Here is a 26,218-nt window from a genome sequence, read left to right as displayed (position 1 = left end):
ACTACCTTTCTATCGTCCCGTCCTGAACGAGCTTGTCGATGTCCTGTTGCGAGAGCTCGATGCCCTCTGGAAGTACAACGAATACGCGATCTCCCAGCTCATCTACTGTCCCATTGACCCCACAAGAGAGTCCAAAGCAGAAGTCGAGCACGCGCTTGGCGGTCTCGATGTTGGTGTTCCTGAACGCGAGGACAACGGGCTGGCCGGTGCGAACACGCCTGACGACCATCTGGACGTCATCATAGGAGGCGGGCTTGATAACGTACGGAGGAAGCTTTCCCGAGCTGCTCTGGCGCGGAATCGGCTTGAGGCCGATGTCTCCCGGCGTATGGCCTCCCGTAGTGTTGCCGAGAACCGACTCGCCGCGCGTCGCGATGGAGGACGTCTCGTCCTGCGAGTAGTCTTGGTATCCGTACCCGCGCTCGTCGCGCTCGCGCGTCGCGTACTCTCGCTCACGCGTTGCATATCCACGATTGTTACGAACCGTCGGGGCGGGCGCACGGTAGTCGTCTTCGTAGTCCCGGGTTCGCGCCGTGTAGGCCCGTGCGTTGGGATTCTCGCCCTGCTGCTGCGCCACTGGCCTGCCGGAGCGTGTGTACACCGAGACGCTCTCCGCCTCGGGACGACGCGTGTTGCCAAGGACGCCCGAGGTCTCGCGCTCGTCACGGCGACGGGAAGACCGGCTGTCCTGCCTATCATCGTAGTCGTCGTAGTAGTCGTCGTAGTCATCCTCCTGGGGACGGAGCCTGTTGCGTAAGTTATCGAGAAAACCCATCTCATCCTGCCTTTCCGGCCGACCACGCTCGGCAGACGGCCACACGCTGTGCGCCTGGCGCTATCGCAGCTCGTACCCTGGATCGAAGACTATCCTGCCCAACCTGACCAAGGTAGAGCCCTCCTCTATCGCGATGTGGAAGTCGTCGCTCATGCCCGAGGAGAGGACCTCGAGCCCAAGGCCCGTATCGGCCCTCAGTGCCTCCGCCAGCTCGCGCAGGCCGCAAAACGTCCTGCGGGCACCGTCGGCGTCATGGGCCGGCGCCATTGTCATGAGTCCCCTCACGGCAATGCCATCAAGCCCCATGAGCTGATCCATAGCCCCCCGAAGCTCCTCTGGCGAGAAGCCGGCCTTGGACTTTTCGCCGCTCACGTTGACCTCAAGGAGCACGTCGCAGCGCAAGCCACGCGCTGCGGCACGCTTAGATATGGACTGCGCGAGATGCACGGACGACACCGAGTGGATGAGCGAGACCTTGCCGATGACCTGGTTGATCTTGTTGGTCTGGAGATTGCCTATCATATCGAAGCGCGCGCCTCGCAGCTCTGGGTACGCCTCGATGCCCTCAAGCTTGCGCTTGAGCTCCTGGGGCCTGTTCTCACCAAAGGCCCGGTAGCCCGCCTTCCAGGCCAGCACGACCTCCTTCGGTCCCACCGTCTTCGAGACCGCGAGCATGGTCACCTCATCGGGGCTACGGCCTGCCCTCCTCGCGGCTGCTGCCATGCGCTCACAGATGGCCTTTCGCCTCTCGACAAGGAAGCTATCAAGCTCAGTCTGCTCGTTGCCTCTCATGCCGCCTCATCCTCCTCCCACGGCCCACGCACCGCAAGGGCACCATGGCGCCCACACGTACCGCCCTGCGCGCGATACGAGAAGAATCTCTTCGGAAACCTCACCGTCGAGGCTGTGCAGCCAAGGACGTTTTGCCTCGCCAGGCCCGCCCTCTCGAGCGAGACCGCGATGGCCGCCCCAAGGTTAAGCCTGCGTTCGCCTGCGCAGACGACGTCGCCGAACTTCTCCACGAAGCGTCCGAGCAGCTCCTCGGATACCTCATAGTCCTCTGCGCCTATGTGAGGCCCGAGGTAGGCACAGATCCCCTCGAATCCTGACCCACTCACCTCGGCAAGGACCCGCGCCGCTGTGGCGGAGACCTCCGCCAGCGTGCCGCGCCAGCCCGAGTGCACGACAGCGAAGCCCCCCTGCGAGACAAGCACGACAGGAACACAGTCCGCAAAGCAGAGCAAAACCGGCACGCCCCGAGCGCAGCACACGATGGCATCGGCGCCTGCCTCGGCCTCTGCCTGCGCCAAGGAGACCGCAGCGTCGGTGGCTGAGCTCACGACGACGACATGGTCGCCATGCACCTGCCTGGGCGAGATAAGCCTCCCAAGAAGACCAGCCGCCCCGAGGGCGTGCAGGGCGCGGCGACGGTTCTCCCTCACGTGACCCGGATCATCTCCGCAAAAGGCCCCAAGGTTGAGCGAGGACCATGGCCCACCCGAAACGCCACCCGTACGCTCCGTAAACGCGAATGCCACTCCACTCGGACGTCCTGCGTCGCCAAGGAAAGTCACACCATGCGCGCTCAGGCGATTGAGACGAGGCGCGCCCATGCTAGATGCGACTGCGCTTGAGGAACTCGGGGATATCGAACTCCTTGTCGTTGCTGGAGCTCGACGAGCGCGAGCCGTCTGAGGAGCCGGTGCTGCGAGACTTAGGCACGGACTGCGAAGAGCGCGAGGAGCGGCTCCTGTCAAGCGTGAGGGACGGGATGGACTGCTGGACGTTCGCATCATTGAAGCCAGTGGCGATGACGGTGACGCGCACCTGGTCGCCGAGGCTCTCGTCCACGACGGTGCCGAAGATGATGTTTGCCTCTGGATCAACGTTCTTGGCAACCACGTCGGCGGCGTCGTTGATCTCCTGGATGCCGAGGTCCTTGTTGCCCGCTATGGAGAGCAAGACGCGCGTCGCACCGTCTATGGAGCTCTCGAGCAGGCGCGAGGCGATCGCCTCCTCGGCCGCGTCGGTCGCACGGCTGTCGCCGGAGGCGGTACCGACGCCCATCATCGCGGTGCCTGCGCCGCGCATGATGGTGCAGACGTCGGCAAAGTCAAGGTTGATGAGACCAGGCACGGTGATGAGGTCCGTGATGCCCTGGGTGCCCTTGCAAAGCACGTCATCGGCCATACGGAAGGCCTCGATAAAGGAGGTCTTCTTCTCGGAAAGGTCGAGCAAGCGGTCATTGGGAATCACGATGAGCGCGTCGACGCTGTCCGAAAGGGTCTGAATGCCATCGCTGGCACGGTTAGTGCGGGGGCGCCCCTCGAAGGAGAAGGGTTTGGTCACGACGCCGACGGTCAGAGCTCCCACATCGTTCTTGGCGATGTCCGCAACGACAGGGGCAGCTCCCGTGCCGGTACCGCCTCCCTCACCCGCAGTGATGAAGACCATATCGGCACCTGCGAGAGCCTGCTTGATCTCGTCATGGGAGTCCTCGGCAGCCTCGGCCCCGACCTCGGGGTTGGCACCGGCGCCAAGACCACGCGTGATGTCCTGGCCAATGTGAACCTTGATGTCCGCGTCCGATATCGCGAGCGCCTGGGCGTCGGTATTGATGGCAACGAACTCGACACCGCGAATGCCCTCCTCGATCATGCGGTTGACAGCGTTCGAGCCACCGCCGCCTACGCCCACGACCTTGATTACGGCCATGTAGTTGCTAGGGATGTCTGAGTCGATCATTGTTCCTCCTTGCCTGGCGACAGCCTTTGGCGCGTCAATCTCCTCGGGCACGAGCAGCTCCTCGGCCTTTGGGGTAGAACTCGCGATGACGCTCGTCTTGAAGTGACTCGCTTTTTGCTTCGATTTCATGCTTCACTCTACTCCGGTTACTGCTTGCGTCCCTGTTGCCACTCCATGAAAGCCCGTCGTGAAAACCTTAAACCTCAGGTAGACCCCTATGGCTCACACAAAGTGCGTTATAGTCGCATAAGACCACCCGGACGTCAACACATATGTACATTATATGAAACGGGCTGGTACATTGCTTGTTGACTGAGAAGCATCGTCTCCAGCTCTACTTGAGAGTTTGCCCTCATTGCCGCGTGAATCCCCTCTCAGACAGCACCGGGACCTCAATGCGTCCATGTCCCTCAAGTCATCATGAGACAAGACAAAAGGGTGTGAGCTTGGCAGGTCAGGATCCAACACCCTCGCCCGCACCCACGGCACCGGTGCCCGCCTTCACATCATCGCTGTCTATGGCGCGATAGCTGGGATTAAGCGGCGTTCGCACGTTGATGTAGGTGAGCTTGTCTTGATGCTGGGCGAGCATACCCAAGATGGCCGTCTGCTTGGCGTCAATGTCGGTCGCGGCGCCAAGCGAGACCTGCACGCCGCTCGAGAGCGTGCAGGAGATGGAGTCGAGACTCGTGATGGAGTAGCTGACGATCTGCGACCTGAGCTCAGAGGAAAAGTTTTCCTGATAAGACTGGACGGCCCCTATGACGTCATCCGTCGCGGCATGTCCGGCGATAGGACTCACCGATGGAGGCGCATCCGTGAGGAGAAGGACTCCAAGCTCCTGGGCCTTTGCCAGCGCCACATCATTTATAGACTGCTTATCTCCCACCGTGATGGGATAGGGCTCTATCCACACGCCGCCCTCCCCCAACGTCCAGGCGATGTTACCGGTTCCCATCACGACTATGGCTTGAACGCTCGTCTCATGCACCGTGATCCTGAGGTGATCGGGAAACTCCCGCACATAGCTCACCGAGCCTACCCATGGGTTCCTCTTGAGGTTGCTCGTGATGTCGCCCTCGTCGAGGTTGAGCAACGTCGCCCCATCGGGGACGAGAGCGAGCTTGACGATGTCATCCGCACTCATGTGGTCGGTGGCCTCAGCGTCGATGCCTGTGATGGTGAAGAGGGGCGTGTAGGAGAGCACGAGCAGGGTGAGAAGTCCGAGAAGCGCCAAGGTTGCGACGATGATGCCTGCGACTATGGCACGCCTGATGGGACGCTGACGCTCAAAGACCTCGGCTTGGGTCTTACGATGATCCGGTGCCATCGGACGCGAAGGGGAGCGGCGTGCCTCCATGGCGACACCTCCCGCCCTCAAGGTCGAAGCGGCTGGCTTGCCGTCTCGCGTAGAGGGGCGCAGGCGATCCCTCGGGTTCTGAGTCCCTCCCGCACCGCGCCGACTACCATCGTGGCGCATCTCCGCTTGCGCTGGGGATACTCTGTTGCGCGCCGTCGCTCGCCTCGCACCCCTCTCCCGCACCGCCATCCTCCCCTAGGCCCCAAACCCCAGGAACTTTACCTCGCAGCTCAGGTCTACCCCAAAACGTTCTTGAACGGCTTCATGGACCTCGCGCATGAGTGCCACGACGTCTGCGGCCGTGGCACCGCCAGCATTGACAATGAAGTTTGCGTGCATCTTGCTGATCTGCGCGCCCCCGACGCTGCGGCCCTTGAGGCCGCAGCGCTCGATCATCTTGGCTGCAGAGCCATCGGGGGGATTTCTGAAGACAGAGCCACAGGACGGCAAGCCGAGCGGTTGCGCCCTTCTGCGCTGGGACGTACGTCGATTCATCTCGGCAGCTATCGCATCCTTGCTCCCTGGCTTGAGGAGAAGGTCAACCTCAAGGATGATCGCGGCGGGATCTATCGAGCACCAGCGGTAGCCCCACTCAATCTCGTCTGCCGAAAGACGCCTCAGGCTCCCGGCGGCGTTCGCGATGACCACACTCTGCACGTAATGTCCGATCCAGTGGTGGCGGGAACCCGCGTCCATGGAGATGGCCCCGCCGACAGTCCCGGGAATCCCCATGCAGAACTCGATGCCCGAAAGCGAGTGGGAAAGCGTCTCCCTCACGAGCTTGGGGAGGAGCACACCTGCCCCCACCGTCACCCGGCCGTCCTCGAAAAAGGCGAGTCTAGAGAACTCCCTGCCCAGCTCTATGACACAGCCACGATAGCCCGCATCCGAGACGAGCACGTTCGAGCCCTTGCCCAAGATGACCCACTCGATGTCCTCACGAGCGAGCACCTCAAGCGTCCTCTTGAGTGCGGGGTAGCTGTGGACACAGACGAAGAGGTCAGCAGGGCCACCGATGCGATACGTCGTCCTGTGCGAGAGCTTTTCCTCCCTGATCACCTCGGCGTCATAGGCGCCCGAAAGTGACATGTATGCGTTGAAGAGACTCACCTTAGGCGTCCCCACCCTCATCGCGCTCGCGGACGGCCTCAATGAAGGCGGGTCCTATAGCCGTCACGTCGCCGGCACCCAAGGTTATCAGGAGGTCGCCCTCCCGGCAGATGCCAAGGAGCGTCGAGACGACCTTCTTGGGCGTGGGAGCAAAGCGGACCTCGCCCACGCCGCCCGCGTCGATGACGTTGTTGGCAACGACCTTTCCGGAAACCCCGGGGATCGGCGTCTCCCCTGCGGGAAAGACCTCGGTCACGACGAGCACGTCGGCGTCACCGAAGGCGCGAGCAAACGTTGAGGCGAGCGCCTGAGTCCTGCTGTAGCGATGGGGCTGGAACACGCAGACGACGCGAGCAAAACCAAGCCCTTTGGCTGCGGCGAGCGTCGCCTTGATCTCGGTCGGATGATGGCCATAGTCATCAACGACCGTGATGCCGTCTATGTCGCCCACATGCGTGAAGCGACGGTGGGCACCCTGGAAGAGCGAGAGCGCCTCGGCGGCCTTCACGACGTCAAGACCACACACGTCTGCCGCCGCGATGGCGGCGGTGGCATTGGCCATGTTGTGCCTGCCGGGGTTCGCCTTGATGGTCACCTCGACCGCAGTTGAGTGCGGTGTCTTGACCCAAAGCCGGCTCCTCAGGCTATGGGGGTCGCTCTTGGCCGTGCAGACGTAGTCGCAGGACTCGCTAAATCCATACGATACGAAGCGGCGTCCGGTCGAGCGGGCAAGCTCGATGTAGTGGGGGACGTCACCGTTGACGATGATGCAGCCATCCTCTCCGACAAGGTCCATGAACTGGCAGAAGGTCCTCTCGATGTTCTCGAGCGAGCCGTAGTGATCGAGATGGTCGGCCTCGATGTTGGTCACGACGACCACATCGGGATCGAGGTAGAGAAAGGAGCCGTCCGACTCGTCGGCCTCGCAGACGAAGTACTCCCCCGTTCCGTTTCTGCCATTGGTACCATACTCCTCGACAATCCCACCTATGAGGAAGGAGGGGTCGCATCCGAGATGGTCGAGCATGGTCGCGATCATGGACGAGGTAGTGGTCTTGCCGTGCGTGCCCGCCACGGCAATGGTCAAAGACCCCCTCGAGAGCGCCCACAGCATCTTGGCACGGGGCCAGACGGGAATGTTGAGCTCCCGAGCACGCACGACCTCAGGATTGTCCTCCGGAACGGCCGACGAGGTCACGACAAGGTCGGGTACCGTCTCGTCTATGGTCGAGGCTCTGTGGCCGATATGGACCTCGACGCCCGCGTCCACAAGGTCACGAACGTAGCTCGAGGCCTTGAGGTCGGAACCCGTTACCCTGCACCCACGTTCGTGGAGCACGTGTGCGATCCCACTCATGCCCGCACCCCCTATACCAATGAAGTGGGCGCTCGTGAAGCTGCTTGCGTTGTCGTCTGTCATGGTCATGAGATCCTCTCGCCCTGACGGCGACCGACCTGGTCACCTGCGTGTACGTTGTTGTGCGTGCGCATGTTTACCCAACGTCCGACATGCCCCCTACCACTCTAGCGCAAAGGCGCCCGTCTAGGTACCAAGCGCCTCGGCGCCCTCGACTTGATCCGCAAGCGCCATGGCTGCGCGATCCTGGGCGAGGCTCTTCGCCGCCTGACGCATGGATGTTCGCCTCTCACCATCATCGATGAGGCTACGAAGGCTCTCAAGGAACGCAGGCGTATCTATCTGGTCGTCCGGAAGCAGGACGGCCGCGCCGGCATCTACGAGATAGCGCGCGTTGACCGTCTGGTGGTCGGCTGTCGCGAAGGGGTACGGGACGAGAAGGGCGGGCACGGCAAGTGCGGCGATCTCGGCGATCGAGGATGCGCCGGCACGAGAGAGCACAAGGTCGGCGGCGGCAAGCGCCTCTCCCATGGCGTCGATGTAGGGCACTACCCTCCAGCGGCATCGCTCCTCTTCGCTCAAGCGCAACTCAGCCACCACGCGATCAAAGTCCTTCTTGCCCGTTGAGTGAAGCACGTACAGCCCCGTATGAGAGAGGAGCTCGTCCTTAAGCGCGACAAGGCCGTCATTCAGGTGCCGGGCCCCGAGCGAACCACCAAAGACGAGCAGCAGCATGGCGTCATCGGGAATGTCATTGTTGGCGCGACCAGCCTCGCGACTCGCGCCAATGACGCTCTGTCGAACCGGGTTGCCCGTCACGACGATCTGGGTCTGCGCGCTGACGCGACTCTTGAAGGCGTCGATGGCAATCGGCAGCGAGACGCACACGCAGTCGACCTTGCGCGCCAGCAACCTGTTCGCAAGTCCGGGCACCGAGTTCTGCTCGTGAAGTATGCAGGCGACCCCCTTGGCGTGGCAGCATCTGAGCAGTGGCATCTCGACGTAGGCGCCAAAGCCAACCGCCACATTGGGGGTGCCGTGGGCGTCGAAGTAGTCATTGATCCTCCTCTGCGCCCTGTGCATGCGCCAAAGCGCTGTGGCAAGCGTCCAAGGTCGGGAGCGATCGAAGCCGGTCACCTCGATGGGCACAAAGGAAAAGCCCGCCTGCGGCACGAGCGTCGCCTCAAGACGAGTGGGTTGACCGAAGAACGTAAGCTCGTGCCCACGCCTTCTCAGCTCCTCGGCAAGGGCAAGGGCTGGGTTGATGTGGCCGGCTGTCCCCCCAGCCGCGATGGCGACGTGCATCGTGTCGGGCACGGCGATCAGCTCCTTCCTCTTCGATCATCCCTCGCTCTACGCGCCTTTGACCTTGAATGCCTAGACCGCAGTCGCTCAGAGGCGCTCGGGCCCAGGTCGATGCGCCTCCTGCCCGAGGAGTCCACCCTTACGCGCCCAGGAGGATCTGGGGATGGGGCCTTGTGGTCCGCACGCCCACCGCCGACGAGCCTCAACGTCGAGTGAGGTCTCGCCAACCGTGCCGAGCGCACCGTCACCTCCCCCACCTGGCCAGACTCAGAAGTCGAGAGCTCATCGTCGTCGCGCACCCGCAGGTTCTGACGCGCCCCGTCAAGCTCCGTCAGGGAAAGTCCCGACTCGCATGATACCGAAAAGATCAGGCCGACCAGCATAATGCTCGACATGATCGAGGAGCCTCCGTAGGAGATGAACGGTATGGGCTTGCCCGAGAGAGGAAATATCCCAATGACGCCACAGACATTGAGGAGCATTTGGATGGCGAGCATGGAGGAACAGCCGAGGGCGACGAGCTGGCCTGCGGCGTCGGGAGCGTACCTGGCGATTTTGAACCCTGCCCAGAGCACCACGAGGAAGCCCACGATCACGCCGATGGTGCCGATAAGGCCGCACTCCTCCCCTATGACAGCGAAGATGAAATCGTTGTGCGCCATGGGCAGGTAGCTGTACTTCTGACGACTCATACCGATGCCAAGGCCAAAGACGCCGCCCGAGCTGAAGGCATAGAAGCCCTGCACGAGTTGGTAGCTCTCCTTCTCCTGGTATTTCCAGGGGTCGAGCATGGCGAGCAGGCGGGCCCTCGAGTAGGGTTGGGCAAAGGAGAGGACAAAGAATGCGACAAGCCCCAAGACGAGCAGGGAGATCACGACCTTTGCCGGACAGCCTGCGAAGTAGGCCATGATGAGCAGTGTCAGCGCGAGCACCATGACAGTGCCCTTGTCCGGCTGAAGCAGTATCAGGGCAAGCGGAGCGAGGACCCCGAGTGCGAACAGCCTCTTGAACTCCTGCCAGTCGAGCTCATCCGAGCGAAAGTAGCGCTCCATGAGGTTCGCGCCTGTAAGGATGACCGTGATCTTCGCGAACTCGGAGGGCTGGAGCGTGAAGGGCCCCAAGGCGATCCATCTGTATGCGCCATTGGTGTCCCTGCTCGCGATAGGTAGCCATATGACGAGCAGCAGCACGAGCGTAACCACCCAGGCTGGCTTCAGACACCTATCGATGATGGTCCTATAGCCCAGCCTCACGATGACGACGGCGAAGATGACACCGACGACAGAGAAGGCGAGCTGACGCTTGAGGTAGTACAGTGCATCCCCGTTCGAGGTGAGCGCCGTGACCGAGGAGCTCGAGTAGACCATCAGAAAGCCAAAGGAGACGAGCGCGAAGATCGCTGCGAGAAGGATGAGCCGCGGCTTTATGAGGCGAACGGGAACGCCCCAGATCATATGATCGTCTCGCGTCTTATCGCGCTCCCCCCTCTCCCGGAGGCGTTGGCTGAGGAGGCTGCGGCTCGACTTCACGTGCGCCATCATCGTGTGCCCCCCACGTCCGTTGGCGAGAGCCTTGCCACGAGCGACTTGAAGAGCCTGCCGCGCTCCCCCATGTCCTTGAACTCGTCGAAGGAGGAGCAGGCGGGCGAGAGGAGCACGATGTCCTTGGGAGCAGCGAGCTCGACTGCCGCGGCGAAGGCATCACGGAGGTGCTCGCGGCGAACGACGCGAGCGGACCGCTCGGCTGTGGCTGCGCCCTCCACCTCCTGGGCCATCCTCTTTCCAGCGTCACCAAAGCACACGGCGACCTTACAGCGAGCGGCCACGTCACGGGCGAGCGGTGCGAGGTCGAGGCCCTTGTCATAGCCACCCAGAAGGACGATGACGTGACCCATGGGAAAGGAGCTGAGCGCCTTAGAGACCGAGTCGGGGTTGGTCGCCTTGGAGTCATTCACAAAGCTGACGCCCGCCACCTCACCACAGGGCTCGATGCGGTGCTCAAGGGGCCTGAAGTCGCGAAGGGTGTCGTTCACGACGGGTTCGCTCACGCCAAGCTCGAGCGCGATCGAGGAGGCAGCCAGCGCATCCTCGATGTTGTGGGCACCCTTCACGCCCATCTCTCCTGCTGGCAAAAGGATGTGCTCGATCCCATCAAGGCGCACGACGAGGCGATCGTCCCGCACGAACGCCGCGCAGGCACCACCGCAGTCAGCGGCCACGTCAAGCGTCAGGGTGCGAAGCCCTCTCGCCAGGAGGCGCTCACGGATGGGCACACACCATCTGTCTCTGTCAGACACGATTGCCAGGTCGCCCACGCCAAGGTTCTGGAACAGCTTCTCCTTTGCGGCAGCGTAGGCTCCCATGGTCTTGTGCCACTCCAGATGGTCGGGCGCTATGTTGAGCAGACAGGCGACGCGCGGGTGAAGCCTCTGGGTCGTCTCGAGCTGAAAGCTCGAGAGCTCGGCCACAATCCAGCCGCCGGCGTCCCGCTCAGAGACTGCCCTGATCGTGGGCGTGCCTATGTTGCCTGCGGCGACAGCGGCACCACATTCCCTCTTAAGGAGCTGACAGGCAAGGGTGGTCGTGGTCGTCTTGCCGTTGGTCCCGGTGATGGCCACCCAGCGCTCAGGGCTCTCGCGCCACGCAAGCTCAGGCTCACTCACTGTCTCGACCGCATGCGCCCGTGCGGACTGGAAGAAGGGCGAGTCCTCAGGAATGCCCGGCGAGACGACGGCAAGGTCGTAGCGCTCCTCGTCCTCGATCTCATCTGTACCTAAGATGACACGAATGCCCGCTGCCTCAAGCTCACGGGTGACCTGGCCCTCAAAGGACGCGACGCCGCCGTAGACCGTGACGGACGACACCCTGTCTTTGGCACGCAGCCCCTGCAGGTAGAGGGCCACGTCCCTGCCCGTCCTGCCGACGCCGAGGACGAGCGTGTCTCCAAGCTGGCGTCTTGCAATCGTCGCATCAGTCACGATGAGCCTCCTACCCAAGCTGAAAGTAGAGCGCAAAACCCAGGGAGGCGAAGGCAGCCGAGATGATCCAAAAGCGGATCACGACCTTCGTCTCGCTCCAGCCCAGCCTCTCGAAGTGATGGTGGATGGGCGCCATCAGAAAGACGCGCCTACCCGTCGCCTTGAAGCTCACGACCTGAATGATGACCGAGAGTGCCTCGCAGATGAAGAGACCGCCCATGATCAGCGAGACGAGCTCCGATTTGGTGAGCACAGCCAAGGCTGCGAACGCCCCGCCCAAGGCGAGCGAGCCGGTGTCCCCCATGAAGATCGACGCGGGGTAGCAGTTGTGCCAGAGGAAGCCCACACACGCACCCGCGATGGCCGCAGCAAAGACGGCAAGGTCCTTGGAACCGATACTGAAGGCGACCATGCCCATAGCAAGCATTACAACAAGCGTGCAGCCCCCCGCAAGACCGTCAAGTCCATCCGTGAGGTTAACGGCATTGGACAGGCCCGCCATGAGCAGGAACACGAAGATGAGGTAGATCCAGGGGATGTGAATCCGTGTCCCGCCCACCTCGATGACAGAGGTGAGCACGCCCAGATTGAGAGAGAATCCCCCGGGGAAGTCGACCCACGGGGCGATGTCGCAGACGTTGACCGCCGCCAGGCAGAATGCGACCGAGATCGCAATGAGACCCGCCATCTTCTGGGGGGGCGTGAGGCCCAACGAGCGCTTGTGGGCAACCGACTCGATGTCATCGAGGAGGCCGAGAGACCCCGTCGCGAGCATCGCGAGCATCGCGAGGATGAGTTCTGCCGTCCAGCGCGCCTGCAGCGCGCAGGTGATGACGACACCTAAAAGTATGATGACCCCACCCATGGTGGGCGTGCCCTGCTTCTGCAGGTGGCGCTGGGGGCCGTCCGCACGGATCTGCTGCCCCAGGCCCTCGTAGCGCATCAGCCTGATGAAGGCGGGCATCAAGAGTCCCGTAAGGAGCGCGGCGAGGGCTGCCGCGATGAAGACCTGGTACGTGGGGTAGCTTGGGTTGCCAAACATCAGCCGAGCACCTCCCTGACGAGGGCATCGAGACCTACGGCACGGGAGGCCTTGACAAGCACGAGGTCATCTTCGGTAAGGGCGGGGACGATGACGCGACTTGCCTCGTCCACATCAAGGGCGCGCTCGATCCTATCCTCGGAGAGACCCATCGTGAGGGCCGCCTCCGCCATCTCGCTCGCCCACTCGTTTCCCACGACCACTAAGAGGTCGGGTCGTTTCGCGGCGGCATAGGCACCCACGTAGCCATGAAGTCGGCGGGCCTCGTCCCCCAGCTCGCCCATCTCTCCGAGGATCGCAACGCGCCTGCCGACGCAGCTCATGGAAGAGAGCACATCAAGGGCGGATGCCATGGAATCGGGGCTGGCGTTATAGGAATCGTCTATGACGCGAGGGCGACCCTGCCTCTTCACGACCTCGAGGCGCATATGGGTCTGAGGCATTCTCTCGATCGCCATGACGGCGGCATGGCGATCGACGCCGAGGCGCTCGGCAACGGCCATGACGAGAAGAACATCAGGGACGACGTGAAGTCCAGGCACGCCCAGCTTGGCGTCGAGGCGCAGCCCGTCGGTAAATGACAGGGTGAGCCGCGCGAAGCCCTCCCCATCAAGATGGATGTCCTCGGCATGCAGCTGCGCAGACGTCGAGCCACCCACATAGATGACCTCAATACCCGCCGGTCTTGCGAATTCATCCTCAATGAGGCGAGCGAAGTCGTTGTCAGAGGTCATGGCAAGAAAGGAGTGGACGCCTCCCTGGTCTTCCGACGTCGGCCTCATGGCCGAGAGTATCTCTGCCTTGGCCCGCGCGATGTTCTCCCTTGAGCCGAGCATGCCGACATGGCTCGTGCCCACGTTGGTGATGAGGGCGACGGTTGGCCTCGCACAGGCCGAGAGGCGCGCAAGCTCACCTGGATGGTTCATGCCCATCTCGCAGACGAGCACCTCGTCTGTAGGAGAGGCCGTAAGCAGCGTGAGGGGCAGGCCTATGAGGTTGTTGAGGTTGCCCTTGGTCGCATGGACCCGATAGCGTTCTGCCAGGGCCGCAGCCAGCATGTCCTTGGTCGTCGTCTTGCCCACAGAGCCTGTGACGCCGACGACGGTCCACGCCGCGTTCTTCGCGCGCCAGGCGCCGGCAAGACGCAGCATGAACTGTTCGGGATCATCATCCTTGACGCGGAACAGGGCACGGCCCGCCACCTTCGCTCGCTCCACAAGCTCCTCGGCCGGCTCGCGCGTGAGCGCGATGGCCGCCGCGCCCGCCTCGAGCGCCCCAAGCGCGTAGTCATTACCGTCGACGCGCTCGCCGACGAAGCAGACAAAGAGCCCACCTGCAGCCACCTCACGCGAGTCGATAGAGACCCCACGCACGGCGGCGTCCATACGACCGCAGAGCAACGCTGCCCCTGTGGCGTCCACGACATCCTGAACGGTGGTTTCGAGCATCTGGCGTTCTCCTTTGCAGACCTACGCGCTCGGCTTGACCCTCATGTTGATGAGGGACGGTCCCATGATAGTCGAGAAGAGTGGCGCCGCAGAGCCCGACGCAAGGTATGGCGTTCCATTGAGGCCGACATAGACGAGGAGCTCCGCGTCACCGGCGGGCGCAAATCCGATGAGCGACGAGACGTACTTGTTGCTCGCATAGCCGCCCGATTCGTCAGCCTGCTCGCCCGTGCCGGTCTTCCCTGCGATGTCATAGCCCTTGACCTGGGCCTTGACGGCAGTCCCCTCCTGGACGACGGTGCGCATCATGTCCGTGACCTCTTCGGCGGTATCCTCCGAGATGGCCCTGCCGGGGCTGTCCCAGCTGACGTTCTGGCCACCCTTGCTGATGAGGAAGTGCGGGGTCTCGAGCACGCCCTTGTTGGCGATGGCGCCCACGGCCTTCACCATCTGTATCATCGGGAAGGCGAGAGACTGACCGAAGGCCATAGAACCAAGACTCGCACCGTCGTACTGGCTGTGCGTCTTCACGATGCCTGGCACCTCGCCCGGGTAGTCGATGCCCGTCACCTGCCCGATGCCGAACCGGTCTATGCCCTGCGCGAAATTCTTCGCGCCGATGACGTCCTGCGTGACGAGCGCAGTCCCAGCGTTTGAGGAGCGACGCAGCATCTCCCTGATGCTCATGTTCATCGTGTAGTCTCGGCCGTCGTCGTCACCCACGAGGTCCCCGCCAACGCGAACCTTCGCAGGCACGCTGTAGGTCGAGTCAGGCCTGATGAGGCCGGCCTCGATGCCCACGGACATCGTGAGCAGCTTGAAGATCGATCCCGGCTCATAGGATGACGAGACGGCCTTGAGGCTCAGCGCCCCCTCCTCGACGGTCGAGAGGTCGGTGATCCGAAAGAGCGGTGTCGAGCACAGCGCGAGGATCTCCCCCGTCTTGGGGTTGGTGACCACGACAGAGCCCGACTCAGCCTTATAGCTCACGATACCTTGCCTGATGGCGTCCTCAGCCACCTTCTGGATGTCCACATCGAGCGATATGACAATGTCGGTGCCATTCTTCGTGGCGGTCGTCTCACTGATGCCGCCCGCAATCGGCGTGCCGTCGCTGCCCGTCTCGAACGTCATCGAGCCGTTTGATCCCGCAAGCACGTCGTTATAGTAGTGCTCGAGACCCGAGAGGCCATCGCCATCAGAGCCGACGACGCCAAGCACCTGACCACCGACGTCACCGTAGGGATACTCGCGCTTACTGTCACTCAGGTAGTAGATGCCCTTGATGCCGCTCTTCGCGAGGTCACCCTTGACCTTGTCGGCCTTGTCCGTGTTCACCTTCATCTTGACGTAGGAGAAGGTCGTGTCCTGCGAAAGCGCCGTGAGGTACGAGGAAGCCTCCCCGCCAAGATCAGCGGAGAGAATCCGAGCGGCTGTTCCCTTGTCCGAGATCTCGTGGGGGTTGCAGTAGATCGTCGTGCAGTCGATGCTCATGGCGAGCACGTTGCCGTTACGGTCATAGATGGTGCCACGCTTTGCCTCGATGGTGATGACGTTGAGGCGCTTCAAGGCCGCCTTGCCCTTGAGGTTCGCGACATCGAAGACTTGCAGCCAAAGCAGGCGGGCACAGACGAGGGCAGTGATGGCGACGATAACGATGGCAAGGGAGTGCAGGCCGGAATTGAGGCGCGCCGAGTCGAGGGTCGCAGAGCTACGCTCATCCCTATGCCAACGAGGAGCCCCTCCGAAAAGGACCCCTCGCATCCGCGCCCCGCTGGGGCCTGAGTATGTGTCTTCGCGTCTCACAAGATGAGTCTACGCCAAGCGGCGCAGCCACTACCTCCCATAGCCTGACTGCGCATTCTCTGCAGACCCCTGGATCTCCGCATTCGTTGAGTCGACCATGCCGTAGTTCTGGGTGACGATGTCATTGATGCGCGACGATGCCGAGAGCTGTGACTTGGTAACCTGAAGGTCAGCGTTGAGGCTCTGGGCACTCGAGATGGCGGTCTCGAGCGCGATATTGCCGCGCATGCTCGAGACGGTCGCCGCCGAAATACCCACGCGAACCCCACCGATGGCGACGAAGGCCATGACGCACACCACGAAGATCTTGAGCCTCGAGAGAAACTGCCCCGAGACCCCTTCTCGTACGTGTGAATCAAGGCCTCCGCCTTCGACCACACGGAATGAGCCGCGCGCCTCCTGCCGATGTTGCGTCTCAAGCTGATCGAGGCGATATGCGGCCGACCCCATGTATGCCATCGTATGCTCCTTCGTGCTGCCGCACCCTGCGGGGTACGTGGTGGTGTGTTGGTACTGCGTTTAGACTACGTTTGCGTTGCGTTGGTGCTGCGTTGGTATGCGGCGGGCCGAAGCCCGGGAGCATCATGTACCACCCTACACGTTCGTGACGTCTTGCTTGACGGCCACGCGCATGCGGGCGCTCCGCGACCGTGGGTTGGCCGCGACCTCCTCATCAGACGCGACGAGAGGCTTCTTTGTCCTGACCTTAAGTATCGGAACGTAACCACAGACGCACACCGGAAGTTCCGGCGGACAGATGCAAGCTTGGCTCATCTCCACAAAGACATGCTTCACGATCCTGTCCTCACGCGAGTGATAGGAGATGACGCAGATCCTGCCGCCAGTGTTCGCCCAGCGGATCGCCGCGCGAAGTCCCCTCTCGAGGGCGTCAAACTCGTGGTTCACCTCGATTCGCAGGGCCTGGAAGGTCTTGCGGGCGGGATGGCCCTGACGACGAGCTGCTGCAGGAACGGCATCCTTGACGATTTGTGCAAGCTGGAGGGTCGTCTCGATGGGACAGCGCTCCCTCTCTCGGACGATTGCCCGCGCGATGCGCGGGGCAAAGCTCTCGTCACTGTATATGCGCAGGATCCGGGTGAGGTCGGCTTCATTTTTGGTGTTAATAACCTCTGCTGCGGTTGTGGTATGTATCCCCGGGTCCATGCGCATATCCAGCGGGGCGTCCTCATGGTATGAGAAGCCCCTTTGGGGGATGTCGAGTTGTGGTGAGGAGACGCCAAGGTCGAACAAAACGCAGTCGACACCTGGCACCTCCGCGTCGACGAGGAGCGAGTCGAGCGAAGCGAAATTGCCCTTGAGAAGCTTGACCTGTGCCTCGGGGGCCTCTCGCCTGAAGCGAGCGGTCGCGGCATTGAGGGCCATGTCATCCTGATCTATGCCTATGGATAGGCCATCAGGCGAGACCCGCTTAGCAAGCTCGATCGAATGACCTGCCCCACCTACGGTGCAGTCACAGACGACCTCGCCCGGCTTGGGATCAAGCTCCCTGATGACCTCGTCGATCATCACTGGTACGTGCCGATATTCTTCTGTCAAGACGCCCTACCCTACTCGGAGAACATCAACTCGTCGAGATCCTGGTCAAGCTCGTCCATCTGCTCACTCAAGCTCGATGAGTCCCAGATCTCAAAGTGGTCGATATTACCGACGATTGCCACCTCACGCTCGATCCCACACCTCGCGATATCCTCGGCCCTGATCTTGCCGAGGGCGACACGGCCGGCCGAGTCGATGTCGACCGTGACAGTCCTCGAGGCGAGTGCCCGACGTAGCTTGTCGTCCTTCCGATTGCGGGGGTTAAACCCGTTGGGGAAGAAGCTCGCAATCCACGCTTGGTGACTCTCGGGAGTGAAACCGTAGAGCGCGTTCCCAACAGGAACCAGGCAAACCTGGACGTCAAACTGCTTGCGGAAGGTCGCGGGGAGGGTGATACGAGACTTGGCATCTAGGCTACGACCATAGGTGCCTGTCAGGTACATCCCCTCCCTCCTCTCTTCTTTGGCAGGAAGACCATCCCTCTTGAAAACGTGACTCCCACTATAAGGTCAAAGAAGACACTTCGCAACATCCCTCTACACTTTGCGACACAAACGGTAACACGGGGCACATGCGGACGAAAAAAGGGTCCTTATGGATACCACATCTTGTGGGAACCTGTGTTTTTCAACACAAACATCGAGGATGCATTTGAGACTATCTAGTAGTGCTAGATATGTAGTAGCCATGAATGCGCTGGTAGACATAGGTATTTTGTTGACTACGCAGCATGTCGGCCGCAGGAGTGCACTACCTCCCCAACGGTGGGAGACCGTCCCAAACAAAGTGTGACAGTACGTGATTACCTGCCCGGATGTGCGCGTGGGTGCGCCTCGAGGTAGACCATGCGAATGTGAGTACGGTCCACATGGGTATAGAGCTGAGTGGTCACGACGCTCGCATGGCCTAGGAGTTCCTGTACGAGACGCAGGTCGGCACCACCCTCCAAAAGATGGGTCGCGAAGCTGTGTCTCAGGCTGTGGGGATGCAGCCCTTTGATGCCGACGTACCTTCCGTAGCGTTCGACGAGTGCATGGACCGCCTGGCGCGTGATGCGGCTGCCCCGCACACTAAGGAAGACGGCAGGCCCGTGGCTACCCCGCGCGGCGAGGGTGGCACGCCACGCATCGAGGTAATTGGTAAGGGCGTCTTTCGCCGTACCCAGAATCGGGACGAGACGCTCCTTCGAACCCTTGCCGACGACACGCAGCATCTCCTCATCCAAACACACATCACGCAGGTCAAGCCCGCAAAGCTCCGAGACTCGCAGCCCACAGCCATAGAGCAGCTCAAGTATCGCCTTGTCTCTGTAAAAGCAGGCAACGCCCCTGTAGTCAAGAACCCCGTCTTTGCGCGCTTGCGGACGAGGTTCCTTGCCCTGGGCAAAGGGTGCGTCGAGAAGCTCAAAGGCTTCCTTACGCGAGATGACGTCAGGTAGGCGCTCGGATCTCTTGGGCAGGACGAGGTTTGCTGCGGGGTGGGAGTCACAGAGCCGCTCAAGCAGCATGAAGCGGTGAAAACCCCTGATGGCCGAGACGACTCGCCGGATGGAGGAGGGGGCATGTCCTGACTCCCCGAGCGAGGCAAGGTACGCCTCGATGTCAGGACGGCTCACGCCATCGGGCTCGCTGATGGCCCTCCCCTCAAGGAACCCAAGATAGTGCCTGAGGTCGCGCGCATAGGCGTCTACGGTGTTTTTGGAGCTTCCTCTCTCGACGGAGAGGAAGCTCAGGTACTCCTCGAGCGCACGGCGCAGCCTCACCTCAGCGGGCAGCCGGATCAACCGGCATGATCTCATGGCGCCCCAAGCCCTCGTGATGCGCGATCGCGGCACGCACGAACTCGCGAAAGAGCGGGGCGGGCTTGGTGGGACGACTCTTGAACTCAGGGTGGGCCTGGCTCGCGACGAACCATGGATGCTCGCCCTCGGGAAGCTCGATCATCTCGACGAGGCGGTCGTCCGGCGAGAGGCCACCGATGATAAGCCCCCCGTCCTCCCCGGTCAGCTGCGTGCGAAAGGCATTATTGACCTCATAGCGATGACGATGGCGCTCGTAGATGAGCTCCTCGCCATAGGCCTCCCGGGCGAGCGGGCCCACGACCTTGCACGGGTAGGCACCCAGGCGCATGGTACCTCCCTTGTCGGTGACGTCCTCTTGGTCAGGCATGAGGTCGATGACCGGATAGGCGCACTCGGGGTCAAACTCGGTGGAGTTGGCACCCGTGAGGCCGCAGACATGACGGGCAAACTCCGAGACGGCAATCTGGAGTCCCAGACACACGCCCAGAAAGGGGATCCTTCTGGTGCGCGCGCGCTCAGCCGAGAGGATCTTGCCCTCGACACCGCGCTGGCCGAAGCCTCCAGGCACGAGGATGCCATCGGCACCTGCGAGAACCTCATCGATGGTGGACGCGTCGAGCTCCTCCCCATCGACGAGCTCGATGCTGACGTGGCGCCCATAGTGGACGCCGGAGTGGCGTAGCGCCTCGATGACGGAGAGGTAGGCGTCGGGCAGCTTGACGTACTTGCCGACAACCTTGATCCGGACGGTATCGTCTCGGGCATTCGCCACGTGCATGCAGTCCGTGAAGTCAGTCCAGTCGGCGAGGTCGCTCTCGCGCCGCTCAAGACCAAGCTTTGAGAGCACCTTTGTGTCGAAGCCCTGGTCAGCAAGGTGTGCGGGCACATCGTAGATAGAGGGACAGTCCGAGTTCTCGAAGACGCAGTCCTCGTCCACGTCGCAGAAATGGGCTATCTTGGCGCGTATCTCCGCCTCCACCTCGTGGTCAGAGCGGCAGACGATGAGGTCTGGGTAGATGCCCATGGAGCGCAGCTCCTTCACGGAGTGCTGCGTCGGCTTGGTCTTGACCTCATGGGCGGCGGCGATGTAGGGCACGAGACTCACATGTATCACGAGGGTATTGCCGGATCCCTTATCCTTGCGAAACTGCCGAATGGCCTCCACGAAGGACTGGCCCTCGATATCGCCTATGGTACCGCCGAGCTCAGTGATCACGACATCGGCCTGAGTCTGCTCCTCGATGCGCAAAAAGCGACTCTTGATCTCGTTGGTGACATGCGGGATGACCTGGACCGTGCCACCCAAAAAGTCACCGGCACGCTCCCGGCTGATCAGTGACTGATAGATGAGGCCCGTCGTAAAGTTGGACTCACGCGTGAGATTCTCGTCGATGAAGCGCTCGTAGTGACCAAGGTCGAGATCGGTCTCCTTGCCGTCCTCGGTCACGAACACCTCGCCATGCTGAAAGGGGCTCATGGTGCCGGGATCGACGTTAAGGTACGGGTCGGCCTTCTGCATCATGACCTTGTAGCCGCGAGACTTGAGAAGGCGCCCCAGTGAGGCCGCCGTAATGCCTTTGCCCAGAGAGGAGACGACCCCACCGGTAACGAAGATATGCTTGGTCATGAGCCTTGCCCTCCCGTAAGAGCCAAACCGTCACTTCTACGGGTCTCTATGATAGCCTTACGCATCGGCGAGCATCTGCCTGGCATGGGCAATCGACACATCGCTCTCATCTCCAGAGAGCATGCGGGCGACCTCGCGCACACGAGCCTCGCCGTCAATGCGTCTGAGCGTAGTCTCGGGCAGCTTTCCCCCACTCTTCAAGACGAGGTAGTGGCATCCGCCCGCAACGGCGACCTGAGCCAGGTGGGTGACGACGATGACCTGATGCGTGGCGGCGAGCCGCGCGAGCACCTGCGCCAAGGCAAGCGCCGTCGATCCGCCCACACCAGCATCGACCTCGTCGAAAACGAGTGTCTCGATACCATCCGCCTTGCCCAGGACCACCTTACAGGCAAGCATCACACGACTGACCTCGCCCCCCGAGGCGATCTTGCGAAGCGGCCTGGCCGAGAGCCCCGCAGCGGGACGGTACATGAGCTCAACCGTGCTGGGACCCTCCTGCGTCCACTCGCTGCGGGGTCGCCGGACAATACTGACCTCAACCTCTGCCGTGCCCATCTCGAGGAAGCGCATCTGCTCATTGATGGCTCCGGCAAGGCGAGGGGCAGCCTCTCCGCGCGCGCGGTCGAGCCTGTCTGCAGCCGCCTCAAGCCTACTCTCGGCAGCCGCAAGCGCCTCTGCGGCGGCACGCACGTGCTCCGTACCGTTGCGCGCGGAATCAACGAGTTCTGCGGCCCTCTGACGCCTCTCGAAGACCTCTTGCATGCGTGGTCCGTAACTATGCAGGAGTCCCTGCAGCTGGCTCATGCGCTCCTGCATCCGTGCGAGCGACCCCTCGTCGAGGTCTATGCCGTCCTGATAGCGCCTGAGCTCGCCTGCCGTGTCCTCGATGTCGATGAGCGAACTCTCGAGCGCGTCAGCTCGTCTCTCCAGACGCCGGTCGAGGACGGCGGCCTCGCGCAACTCCCGGACAAGCCCCGAGATCGTGTCGATCACACCATCGTCCCCGCTCAGCGCCTCATGAACGCCCGAGGCCGTGCGCAGGAGCGTCTCGGCGTGCTCCGCCGTGGGCAGGGCATCCTCAAGCTCCTCGTACTCGCCCTCCTGGGGTGCGACCTCGTCGATGCGTGAGAGGATAAACGCTGCCTCGTCAACCTGTGAGTCTGCCGCCTCGCTCATCTCGCGCCTCTGCCTGAGCTCGGCCTCGGCACGGCGCGCCTCCGCGAAGGCTTTCTCGTAGGCGTCACGGGCCAAGCTGACCTCAGCCTGCGCCCAGGCATCGAGGAGCTCGACGTGGGTCTCTTTCCTCATGAGCCTCTGGTGCTCGTGCTGACCACAGAGATCGATGGAGGCGCCCACCCCTTCGGCCAGCTCCCTCACCGATGCGACGCGACCGTCGATGCGCACGCGGCCGCGACCGTCGGCTCCCACGCTGCGACTCACGACGGTCCCATCCGGGTCCCCTCCCTTGAGATACACCCGTCCCTCGACGAGGAGCCCCTCCGAGCCCTCACGCACGGCACCTGCGTCTGCCCTCTCCCCCATGAGGAGCTTAATGGCCGAGAGGAGCGCCGTCTTACCGGCACCGGTCTCACCCGTGAGCACCGTGAGGCCATCTGCGGGCTCAAGCGTCGCCTCATGGATGAGGGCGACGTCATGTACGGAAAGTTCGTCGATCATGTGCGGCTGTCCCCATAGAAGACGCGTGAGACGCTTCGGTAGAAGCTCTTGACGCTGCGGTCGAGTAGGATGATGTCGCCTGGCCCCCGCCTGATCCGGGCCCGCTCGCCGACAAGCCCCACTCCCATCGGCTGGCCATCAGAAAAGAACAGACGCTCGGAGCGGCGCTCGTGACTCATCGTGATCTCCACGACATCTGTCGGGGACGTGAGGAACGCCCTCGCCCTGATGGAGTGCGGGGCCACGGGGACGCAGATCATGCCATCGAACTCAGGTGTCACGATGGGGCCACCCGCAGCCAGGGCGTAACCGGTCGAGCCCGTTGCCGTCGAGACCACAAAGCCGTCACCGCGCAGCCGATCGATGTGATGGCCCGACACCGCGACGTCAAAGGCTATCATGTCACCCTTCACACCACGGGTGAGTGCCAGGTCATTGAGGGCGAAGCGTCGCTCGACCAGCTCGGAGCCGTCCGGTTTGGAGAAGCAGACCTCTATGTCAAGGGTCGCCCGATGCGAGGCATGCATCTGGCCCACAAGCGCGGCCTGCACGATCTCGAAGAGGTCATCCGGGCCACCGCAGGTGAGAAAGCCCAAATGCCCATAGGAGAGGCCAAGCATGGGAATCTCGGAGTATTCGACGATGCGCGCGGCCCTGAGGAGCGTCCCATCACCACCCAGCGAGACAACGAGGTCGACTCCATCTGTGTCGACGCCTTCGTTCGGATGAAGCTTCATGTCGGGAGCCCACTGCAGCTCGACGCCCCTACCATTGAGCCAGTCCGCCAGACGGCTTGCGTCATCGACGGCATCGGGGCGCGAGTAGTTGGGAACGAGCAGGACCTTCATGGCACCGCCTTCTTGCGTGGCCGCTCGTGCGGCGGCTGGACCGGACAGATGCAGTGTATCACCAGGCGAGGTGGCGCGCATGCCACGAGAGCCTCGTCTTGTGGGAGCGTGGCGCCCTCGTGTCCCCACAAGGTGCGAGGTACGAGCCTATACGACTACCCGCCCAGTTAGCCCCCCTTTTCTCCTACCCCAGACTCTGCGGGGCACGCGTGCACGTCCACCACACGGACGCAGGCATCGTCATATACGAGCGCCTTGAGGTCAAGCGCCACAGGAGCGCTCGCCTCCTGGTGGGGACGACCACATTGAGGGACATGCGCCCCCTGCGACGACGTCCTTGCACCCAAAAGAAGAAATTCGCGATTGCCCTTATGGCCGCAGATAGGGCTTGGGCAGGCGGCCACGGGGACGAGGCCAGCCTCGCAAAAGGCCCCGGCAACCTTCTTGAGGGCGCGCAGCTGAACGACAGGATCACTTACGATGCCACCCTTTCCGACCTCAGAGCGGCCAGCCTCGAACTGAGGCTTCACAAGGGCAAGAAGTAAGCCCTCCTCCATAAGCAGTTCCATGACCGCAGGCAGGATCGTCCGTATCGAGGTAAAGGAGACGTCGCAGACGGCAAGGTCAATGGTGCCTGCGCGCTTGGGCGAGGGTACGTCGACAATGTTGGTACGCTCCAGGAGCTCAACGCGCGGGTCCTGCCGCAGTGACCAGTCAAACTGCGCATAGCCCACGTCAACCGCCAGGACCGAGGCAGCGCCATGCCTAAGGAGGCAGTCCGTGAAGCCTCCCGTGGAGCAGCCCACGTCAAGGCAGGCCTTACCCGTAGGGCCCACACCAAGGGCCTCGAGGCCACGCTCGAGCTTGAGGCCGCCACGGCTCACGTAGGCCGACCTACCCCTGAGGTGGATCACGGTATCTGCGGCCACACGCTCACCCGCAGACTCGAGCCGCCTTCCTGCGGTCGAGACCTCACCCGCCATGATGGAGCGCAGGGCCTCTTCCCTCGTCGCAAAGAAGCCGCGGGCAACCAGCTCCTCGTCGAGGCGCCTTCCCTTGGGCATGTCAGCTCTCCCGGGAGACTTCGCCATCCACGGTGCCAGAGGTTTCTGGAGCCTGTACGTCTCTGGCGCCACCAGCAGACTTTTTCGACCGCTTTGGTCGTGAGCTTCCGTCACGAAGCTTTGCCTTCTCCTCGGCGGTGAAGTTGGTCATGTCGACCATGTCGACGGCCTGAGAGCCAAGGACGATGGCCTCGTCGAAGAGGTCGAGCGAGCGCTCGAGGGAGGTGTTCTTGTCCTTGACGATGCCGATGATCTCATCGAGCCTATCGGTTATCTGCTCGAAGCTCCCGCAGGAGGAGCCCTGCCGCTTTGTCACCCTAGCTGCCTCCCTGACTACCTAAGCTGTCAGGCGAGGCCGACGCAAGGACGCTCAGAGGTGCGCCGACAAGCGAGATCGCATCGTCGCTGGCGTCCCCTGCGGGCTCGTCCCCTCTCGGTCCAGCGCCCTCGTCGCCCTCGACAGCCTCCGCCGCCTTTCGATCAAGTTCCTCCCGCGCGAGGCCGAGGACGTCGATGCCCGCCTTGATCTGCGAGGCGATCGTGCCGAGCAGACCGTTCACGAAGCGCGATGACTCGTCTGTACCATACGACTTCGCCAATTCCACGCACTCGTCGATGGCCACTGAGATGTCCACGGTATCCACCTCGAGCATCTCGAAGAGCGCAAGCCTGAGCAGGTTGCGATCGAGCGAGGGCATGCGAGAGACGCCCCAGTTGGGGGATGAGGCGTTCAGGATATGGTCAAGGCAACCGACGATCTCGCCGGTTCCAAGGGCCAGCTCCTTGGCATAGCCATCTACGAGACCTGCGGCATTGTCAATCAAGTACCTGCCCGAGTGATCATCGCTGATGCCGCACTCCCGTGGCCCCACGTCGAGGATCAAGGGTTCTCCCTTTCGAAAGAGCGCCATGACGTAGCCATCACGCAGGCTGTCCCAGACCAAGATCCTGAAGCTCTTCGGACGCACGATGAGCGTTCCCTTGTCCTTGCCGCGCCGCAGCCTCACACGCACATAGTCACCTGCGTCACCCTTGGATCCTCTACAAGAGCTGCTTTGCGGCCACTGCTCCCAGACCCAGATCCTCCCGTCGTCGGGGTCTTCGGCAGAGTTCTCCCTCCCGGCGATCACCCCGCTTATCGCGTATTCGCCCGGAAACACGCCCGAGATCACATACTCGCCCGAAAGTACCTCTCGCACGCTCCTGCCCGTGAACTCTGCCTGATACAGCATCTGCACGGCCTGGCTCCGCGCCAGCGTCCGGCCACGAAAGGAAGTTCTCGACACAGGCGCTACTCCTTGGGAAACATAAGGCTATCGATGCACACGTCCACCGCTGACACTTCGACGCCCACCTGCTCATGAATGGCAACAACAACGGCATTGCGCACGTCCGCCGCGAGCTTGGTGAAAGGGTACCCGTAGAACACCGCGAGGTGCACGACGATGCGCAGCTCACCATCCTCGACACTTGACTCGACGGCGGCATCAGGCGTCACGCTCCTGCTCGTGAACGCCGACACGAGGCTTGACGCGATGTCGTTGCCGCCCACGCGAACGACACCCTCGACCTTCTCGACGGCATGGGCGACGATGGTCGAGAGAACGCCCCTCGAGATACCAATCCCAGATATGAAGAGTTCAGTTGCGCTCATGTGGATCCTTTCGACACGACGGGCACACGAGAAGCCCGAGACGGTATGCTGCCCCACACCAG

At 62.4% G+C, this 26,218-nt stretch carries 24 protein-coding genes; all 24 read right to left on the bottom strand.

Features of this window, described 5'->3' with window-relative positions:
• Nucleotide 1: 1 nt before the first annotated feature.
• The 24 genes from ADJ70_RS03070 to ADJ70_RS02955 all read right to left on the bottom strand — a co-directional run bounded on the left by ADJ70_RS03070 (nt 2) and on the right by ADJ70_RS02955 (nt 26,156).
• Nucleotides 2-775 (bottom strand): cell division protein SepF, encoded by a 774-nt coding sequence (locus ADJ70_RS03070; RefSeq protein ID WP_050343384.1) that lies wholly within the window; start codon nt 773-775, stop codon nt 2-4.
• 60 nt (nt 776-835) lie between these two features.
• Nucleotides 836-1,567: a YggS family pyridoxal phosphate-dependent enzyme gene (locus tag ADJ70_RS03065; RefSeq protein WP_050343382.1), complete on the bottom strand. Its 732-nt coding sequence runs from the start codon at nt 1,565-1,567 to the stop codon at nt 836-838.
• Complete coding sequence (locus ADJ70_RS03060; RefSeq protein WP_253273219.1) at nt 1,564-2,313, bottom strand: polyphenol oxidase family protein; 750 nt, start codon at nt 2,311-2,313, stop codon at nt 1,564-1,566. The genes ADJ70_RS03065 and ADJ70_RS03060 overlap by 4 nt, the downstream gene beginning before the upstream one ends.
• A gap of 76 nt (nt 2,314-2,389) precedes the next feature.
• Nucleotides 2,390-3,520, bottom strand: coding sequence for a cell division protein FtsZ (ftsZ, locus tag ADJ70_RS03055; protein WP_050344724.1), 1,131 nt, complete (start codon nt 3,518-3,520; stop codon nt 2,390-2,392).
• Nucleotides 3,521-3,974: 454 nt separating this feature from the next.
• The gene (locus ADJ70_RS03050) at nt 3,975-4,880 is read right to left on the bottom strand and encodes a cell division protein FtsQ/DivIB (protein WP_050343378.1); all 906 of its coding nucleotides are present in this window, start codon (nt 4,878-4,880) and stop codon (nt 3,975-3,977) included.
• 195 nt (nt 4,881-5,075) lie between these two features.
• Complete coding sequence (gene murB / locus ADJ70_RS03045) at nt 5,076-5,990, bottom strand: UDP-N-acetylmuramate dehydrogenase (protein ID WP_050344722.1); 915 nt, start codon at nt 5,988-5,990, stop codon at nt 5,076-5,078.
• Nucleotide 5,991: 1 nt separating this feature from the next.
• Complete coding sequence (gene murC / locus ADJ70_RS03040; RefSeq protein ID WP_050344720.1) at nt 5,992-7,410, bottom strand: UDP-N-acetylmuramate--L-alanine ligase; 1,419 nt, start codon at nt 7,408-7,410, stop codon at nt 5,992-5,994.
• A gap of 123 nt (nt 7,411-7,533) precedes the next feature.
• Entirely contained in the window at nt 7,534-8,664 is a 1,131-nt protein-coding gene (gene murG, locus ADJ70_RS03035; RefSeq protein WP_050343377.1) for an undecaprenyldiphospho-muramoylpentapeptide beta-N-acetylglucosaminyltransferase, read from the bottom strand.
• A 5-nt stretch (nt 8,665-8,669) separates the two neighbouring features.
• Complete coding sequence (gene ftsW, locus ADJ70_RS03030) at nt 8,670-10,193, bottom strand: putative lipid II flippase FtsW (RefSeq protein ID WP_050343375.1); 1,524 nt, start codon at nt 10,191-10,193, stop codon at nt 8,670-8,672.
• Nucleotides 10,190-11,629, bottom strand: coding sequence for a UDP-N-acetylmuramoyl-L-alanine--D-glutamate ligase (gene murD, locus ADJ70_RS03025; RefSeq protein ID WP_083443770.1), 1,440 nt, complete (start codon nt 11,627-11,629; stop codon nt 10,190-10,192). Before murD ends, ftsW begins: the two co-directional genes overlap by 4 nt.
• A 10-nt stretch (nt 11,630-11,639) precedes the next feature.
• On the bottom strand, nt 11,640-12,671 hold the full coding sequence (gene mraY, locus ADJ70_RS03020; protein WP_050343374.1) for a phospho-N-acetylmuramoyl-pentapeptide-transferase: 1,032 nt from the start codon (nt 12,669-12,671) through the stop codon (nt 11,640-11,642).
• Nucleotides 12,671-14,119 carry a UDP-N-acetylmuramoyl-tripeptide--D-alanyl-D-alanine ligase gene (gene murF / locus ADJ70_RS03015; protein WP_050343372.1) on the bottom strand — a complete coding sequence of 483 codons (1,449 nt, stop codon included), beginning with the start codon at nt 14,117-14,119 and terminating at the stop codon, nt 12,671-12,673. Before murF ends, mraY begins: the two co-directional genes overlap by 1 nt.
• Nucleotides 14,120-14,140: 21 nt before the next feature.
• Nucleotides 14,141-15,883, bottom strand: coding sequence for a penicillin-binding protein 2 (locus ADJ70_RS03010; RefSeq protein WP_083443769.1), 1,743 nt, complete (start codon nt 15,881-15,883; stop codon nt 14,141-14,143).
• A gap of 72 nt (nt 15,884-15,955) precedes the next feature.
• Nucleotides 15,956-16,384, bottom strand: a complete 429-nt coding sequence (locus tag ADJ70_RS03005; RefSeq protein WP_050343370.1) for a hypothetical protein — start codon at nt 16,382-16,384, stop codon at nt 15,956-15,958.
• Nucleotides 16,385-16,519: 135 nt separating this feature from the next.
• Nucleotides 16,520-17,482, bottom strand: coding sequence for a 16S rRNA (cytosine(1402)-N(4))-methyltransferase RsmH (rsmH, locus tag ADJ70_RS03000; protein WP_083443768.1), 963 nt, complete (start codon nt 17,480-17,482; stop codon nt 16,520-16,522).
• A gap of 11 nt (nt 17,483-17,493) precedes the next feature.
• Entirely contained in the window at nt 17,494-17,925 is a 432-nt protein-coding gene (locus ADJ70_RS02995) for a division/cell wall cluster transcriptional repressor MraZ (protein WP_050343366.1), read from the bottom strand.
• Nucleotides 17,926-18,284: 359 nt separating this feature from the next.
• On the bottom strand, nt 18,285-19,280 hold the full coding sequence (locus ADJ70_RS02990) for a site-specific tyrosine recombinase (RefSeq protein WP_050343363.1): 996 nt from the start codon (nt 19,278-19,280) through the stop codon (nt 18,285-18,287).
• Nucleotides 19,246-20,910 carry a CTP synthase gene (locus tag ADJ70_RS02985; protein ID WP_050343362.1) on the bottom strand — a complete coding sequence of 555 codons (1,665 nt, stop codon included), beginning with the start codon at nt 20,908-20,910 and terminating at the stop codon, nt 19,246-19,248. Before ADJ70_RS02985 ends, ADJ70_RS02990 begins: the two co-directional genes overlap by 35 nt.
• A gap of 57 nt (nt 20,911-20,967) precedes the next feature.
• Nucleotides 20,968-22,590, bottom strand: a complete 1,623-nt coding sequence (locus ADJ70_RS02980; RefSeq protein WP_050343360.1) for a DNA repair protein RecN — start codon at nt 22,588-22,590, stop codon at nt 20,968-20,970.
• On the bottom strand, nt 22,587-23,438 hold the full coding sequence (locus ADJ70_RS02975; protein WP_050343358.1) for an NAD(+)/NADH kinase: 852 nt from the start codon (nt 23,436-23,438) through the stop codon (nt 22,587-22,589). Before ADJ70_RS02975 ends, ADJ70_RS02980 begins: the two co-directional genes overlap by 4 nt.
• Before the next feature lie 167 nt (nt 23,439-23,605).
• The gene (locus tag ADJ70_RS02970) at nt 23,606-24,502 is read right to left on the bottom strand and encodes a TlyA family RNA methyltransferase (RefSeq protein WP_083443767.1); all 897 of its coding nucleotides are present in this window, start codon (nt 24,500-24,502) and stop codon (nt 23,606-23,608) included.
• Nucleotide 24,503: 1 nt separating this feature from the next.
• A complete protein-coding gene (locus tag ADJ70_RS15260) occupies nt 24,504-24,818 on the bottom strand; it encodes an exodeoxyribonuclease VII small subunit (protein WP_050343356.1) in 315 nt (104 codons plus the stop codon).
• A gap of 1 nt (nt 24,819) precedes the next feature.
• Nucleotides 24,820-25,788, bottom strand: a complete 969-nt coding sequence (locus tag ADJ70_RS15610; protein ID WP_172674431.1) for a transcription antitermination factor NusB — start codon at nt 25,786-25,788, stop codon at nt 24,820-24,822.
• A gap of 5 nt (nt 25,789-25,793) precedes the next feature.
• On the bottom strand, nt 25,794-26,156 hold the full coding sequence (locus ADJ70_RS02955) for an Asp23/Gls24 family envelope stress response protein (RefSeq protein ID WP_050343353.1): 363 nt from the start codon (nt 26,154-26,156) through the stop codon (nt 25,794-25,796).
• Nucleotides 26,157-26,218 lie beyond the last annotated feature (62 nt).

This window comes from Olsenella sp. oral taxon 807, from assembly GCF_001189515.2.
In the GTDB taxonomy this organism is placed as follows: Bacteria; Actinomycetota; Coriobacteriia; order Coriobacteriales; family Atopobiaceae; genus Olsenella_F.
This window is presented reverse-complemented; position numbering and strand designations above follow the sequence as displayed.

What these genes read in the sequence shown, in the direction of transcription:
- ADJ70_RS03070 (WP_050343384.1), bottom strand. Translation starts at nt 775, where the DNA reads ATGGGTTTTCTCGATAACTTACGCAACAGGCTCCGTCCCCAGGAGGAT.
- ADJ70_RS02980 (WP_050343360.1), bottom strand. Translation starts at nt 22,590, where the DNA reads ATGATCGACGAACTTTCCGTACATGACGTCGCCCTCATCCATGAGGCG.
- ADJ70_RS02955 (WP_050343353.1), bottom strand. Translation starts at nt 26,156, where the DNA reads ATGAGCGCAACTGAACTCTTCATATCTGGGATTGGTATCTCGAGGGGC.
- murF (WP_050343372.1), bottom strand. Translation starts at nt 14,119, where the DNA reads ATGCTCGAAACCACCGTTCAGGATGTCGTGGACGCCACAGGGGCAGCG.
- ADJ70_RS03050 (WP_050343378.1), bottom strand. Translation starts at nt 4,880, where the DNA reads ATGGAGGCACGCCGCTCCCCTTCGCGTCCGATGGCACCGGATCATCGT.
- mraY (WP_050343374.1), bottom strand. Translation starts at nt 12,671, where the DNA reads ATGTTTGGCAACCCAAGCTACCCCACGTACCAGGTCTTCATCGCGGCA.
- ADJ70_RS02985 (WP_050343362.1), bottom strand. Translation starts at nt 20,910, where the DNA reads ATGACCAAGCATATCTTCGTTACCGGTGGGGTCGTCTCCTCTCTGGGC.
- ADJ70_RS02975 (WP_050343358.1), bottom strand. Translation starts at nt 23,438, where the DNA reads ATGAAGGTCCTGCTCGTTCCCAACTACTCGCGCCCCGATGCCGTCGAT.
- ADJ70_RS02995 (WP_050343366.1), bottom strand. Translation starts at nt 17,925, where the DNA reads ATGTACCTGACAGGCACCTATGGTCGTAGCCTAGATGCCAAGTCTCGT.
- ADJ70_RS02970 (WP_083443767.1), bottom strand. Translation starts at nt 24,502, where the DNA reads ATGCCCAAGGGAAGGCGCCTCGACGAGGAGCTGGTTGCCCGCGGCTTC.
- ftsW (WP_050343375.1), bottom strand. Translation starts at nt 10,193, where the DNA reads ATGATGGCGCACGTGAAGTCGAGCCGCAGCCTCCTCAGCCAACGCCTC.
- ftsZ (WP_050344724.1), bottom strand. Translation starts at nt 3,520, where the DNA reads ATGATCGACTCAGACATCCCTAGCAACTACATGGCCGTAATCAAGGTC.
- ADJ70_RS03065 (WP_050343382.1), bottom strand. Translation starts at nt 1,567, where the DNA reads ATGAGAGGCAACGAGCAGACTGAGCTTGATAGCTTCCTTGTCGAGAGG.
- murC (WP_050344720.1), bottom strand. Translation starts at nt 7,410, where the DNA reads ATGACAGACGACAACGCAAGCAGCTTCACGAGCGCCCACTTCATTGGT.
- ADJ70_RS02990 (WP_050343363.1), bottom strand. Translation starts at nt 19,280, where the DNA reads ATGAGATCATGCCGGTTGATCCGGCTGCCCGCTGAGGTGAGGCTGCGC.
- ADJ70_RS03005 (WP_050343370.1), bottom strand. Translation starts at nt 16,384, where the DNA reads ATGGCATACATGGGGTCGGCCGCATATCGCCTCGATCAGCTTGAGACG.
- ADJ70_RS03010 (WP_083443769.1), bottom strand. Translation starts at nt 15,883, where the DNA reads ATGCGAGGGGTCCTTTTCGGAGGGGCTCCTCGTTGGCATAGGGATGAG.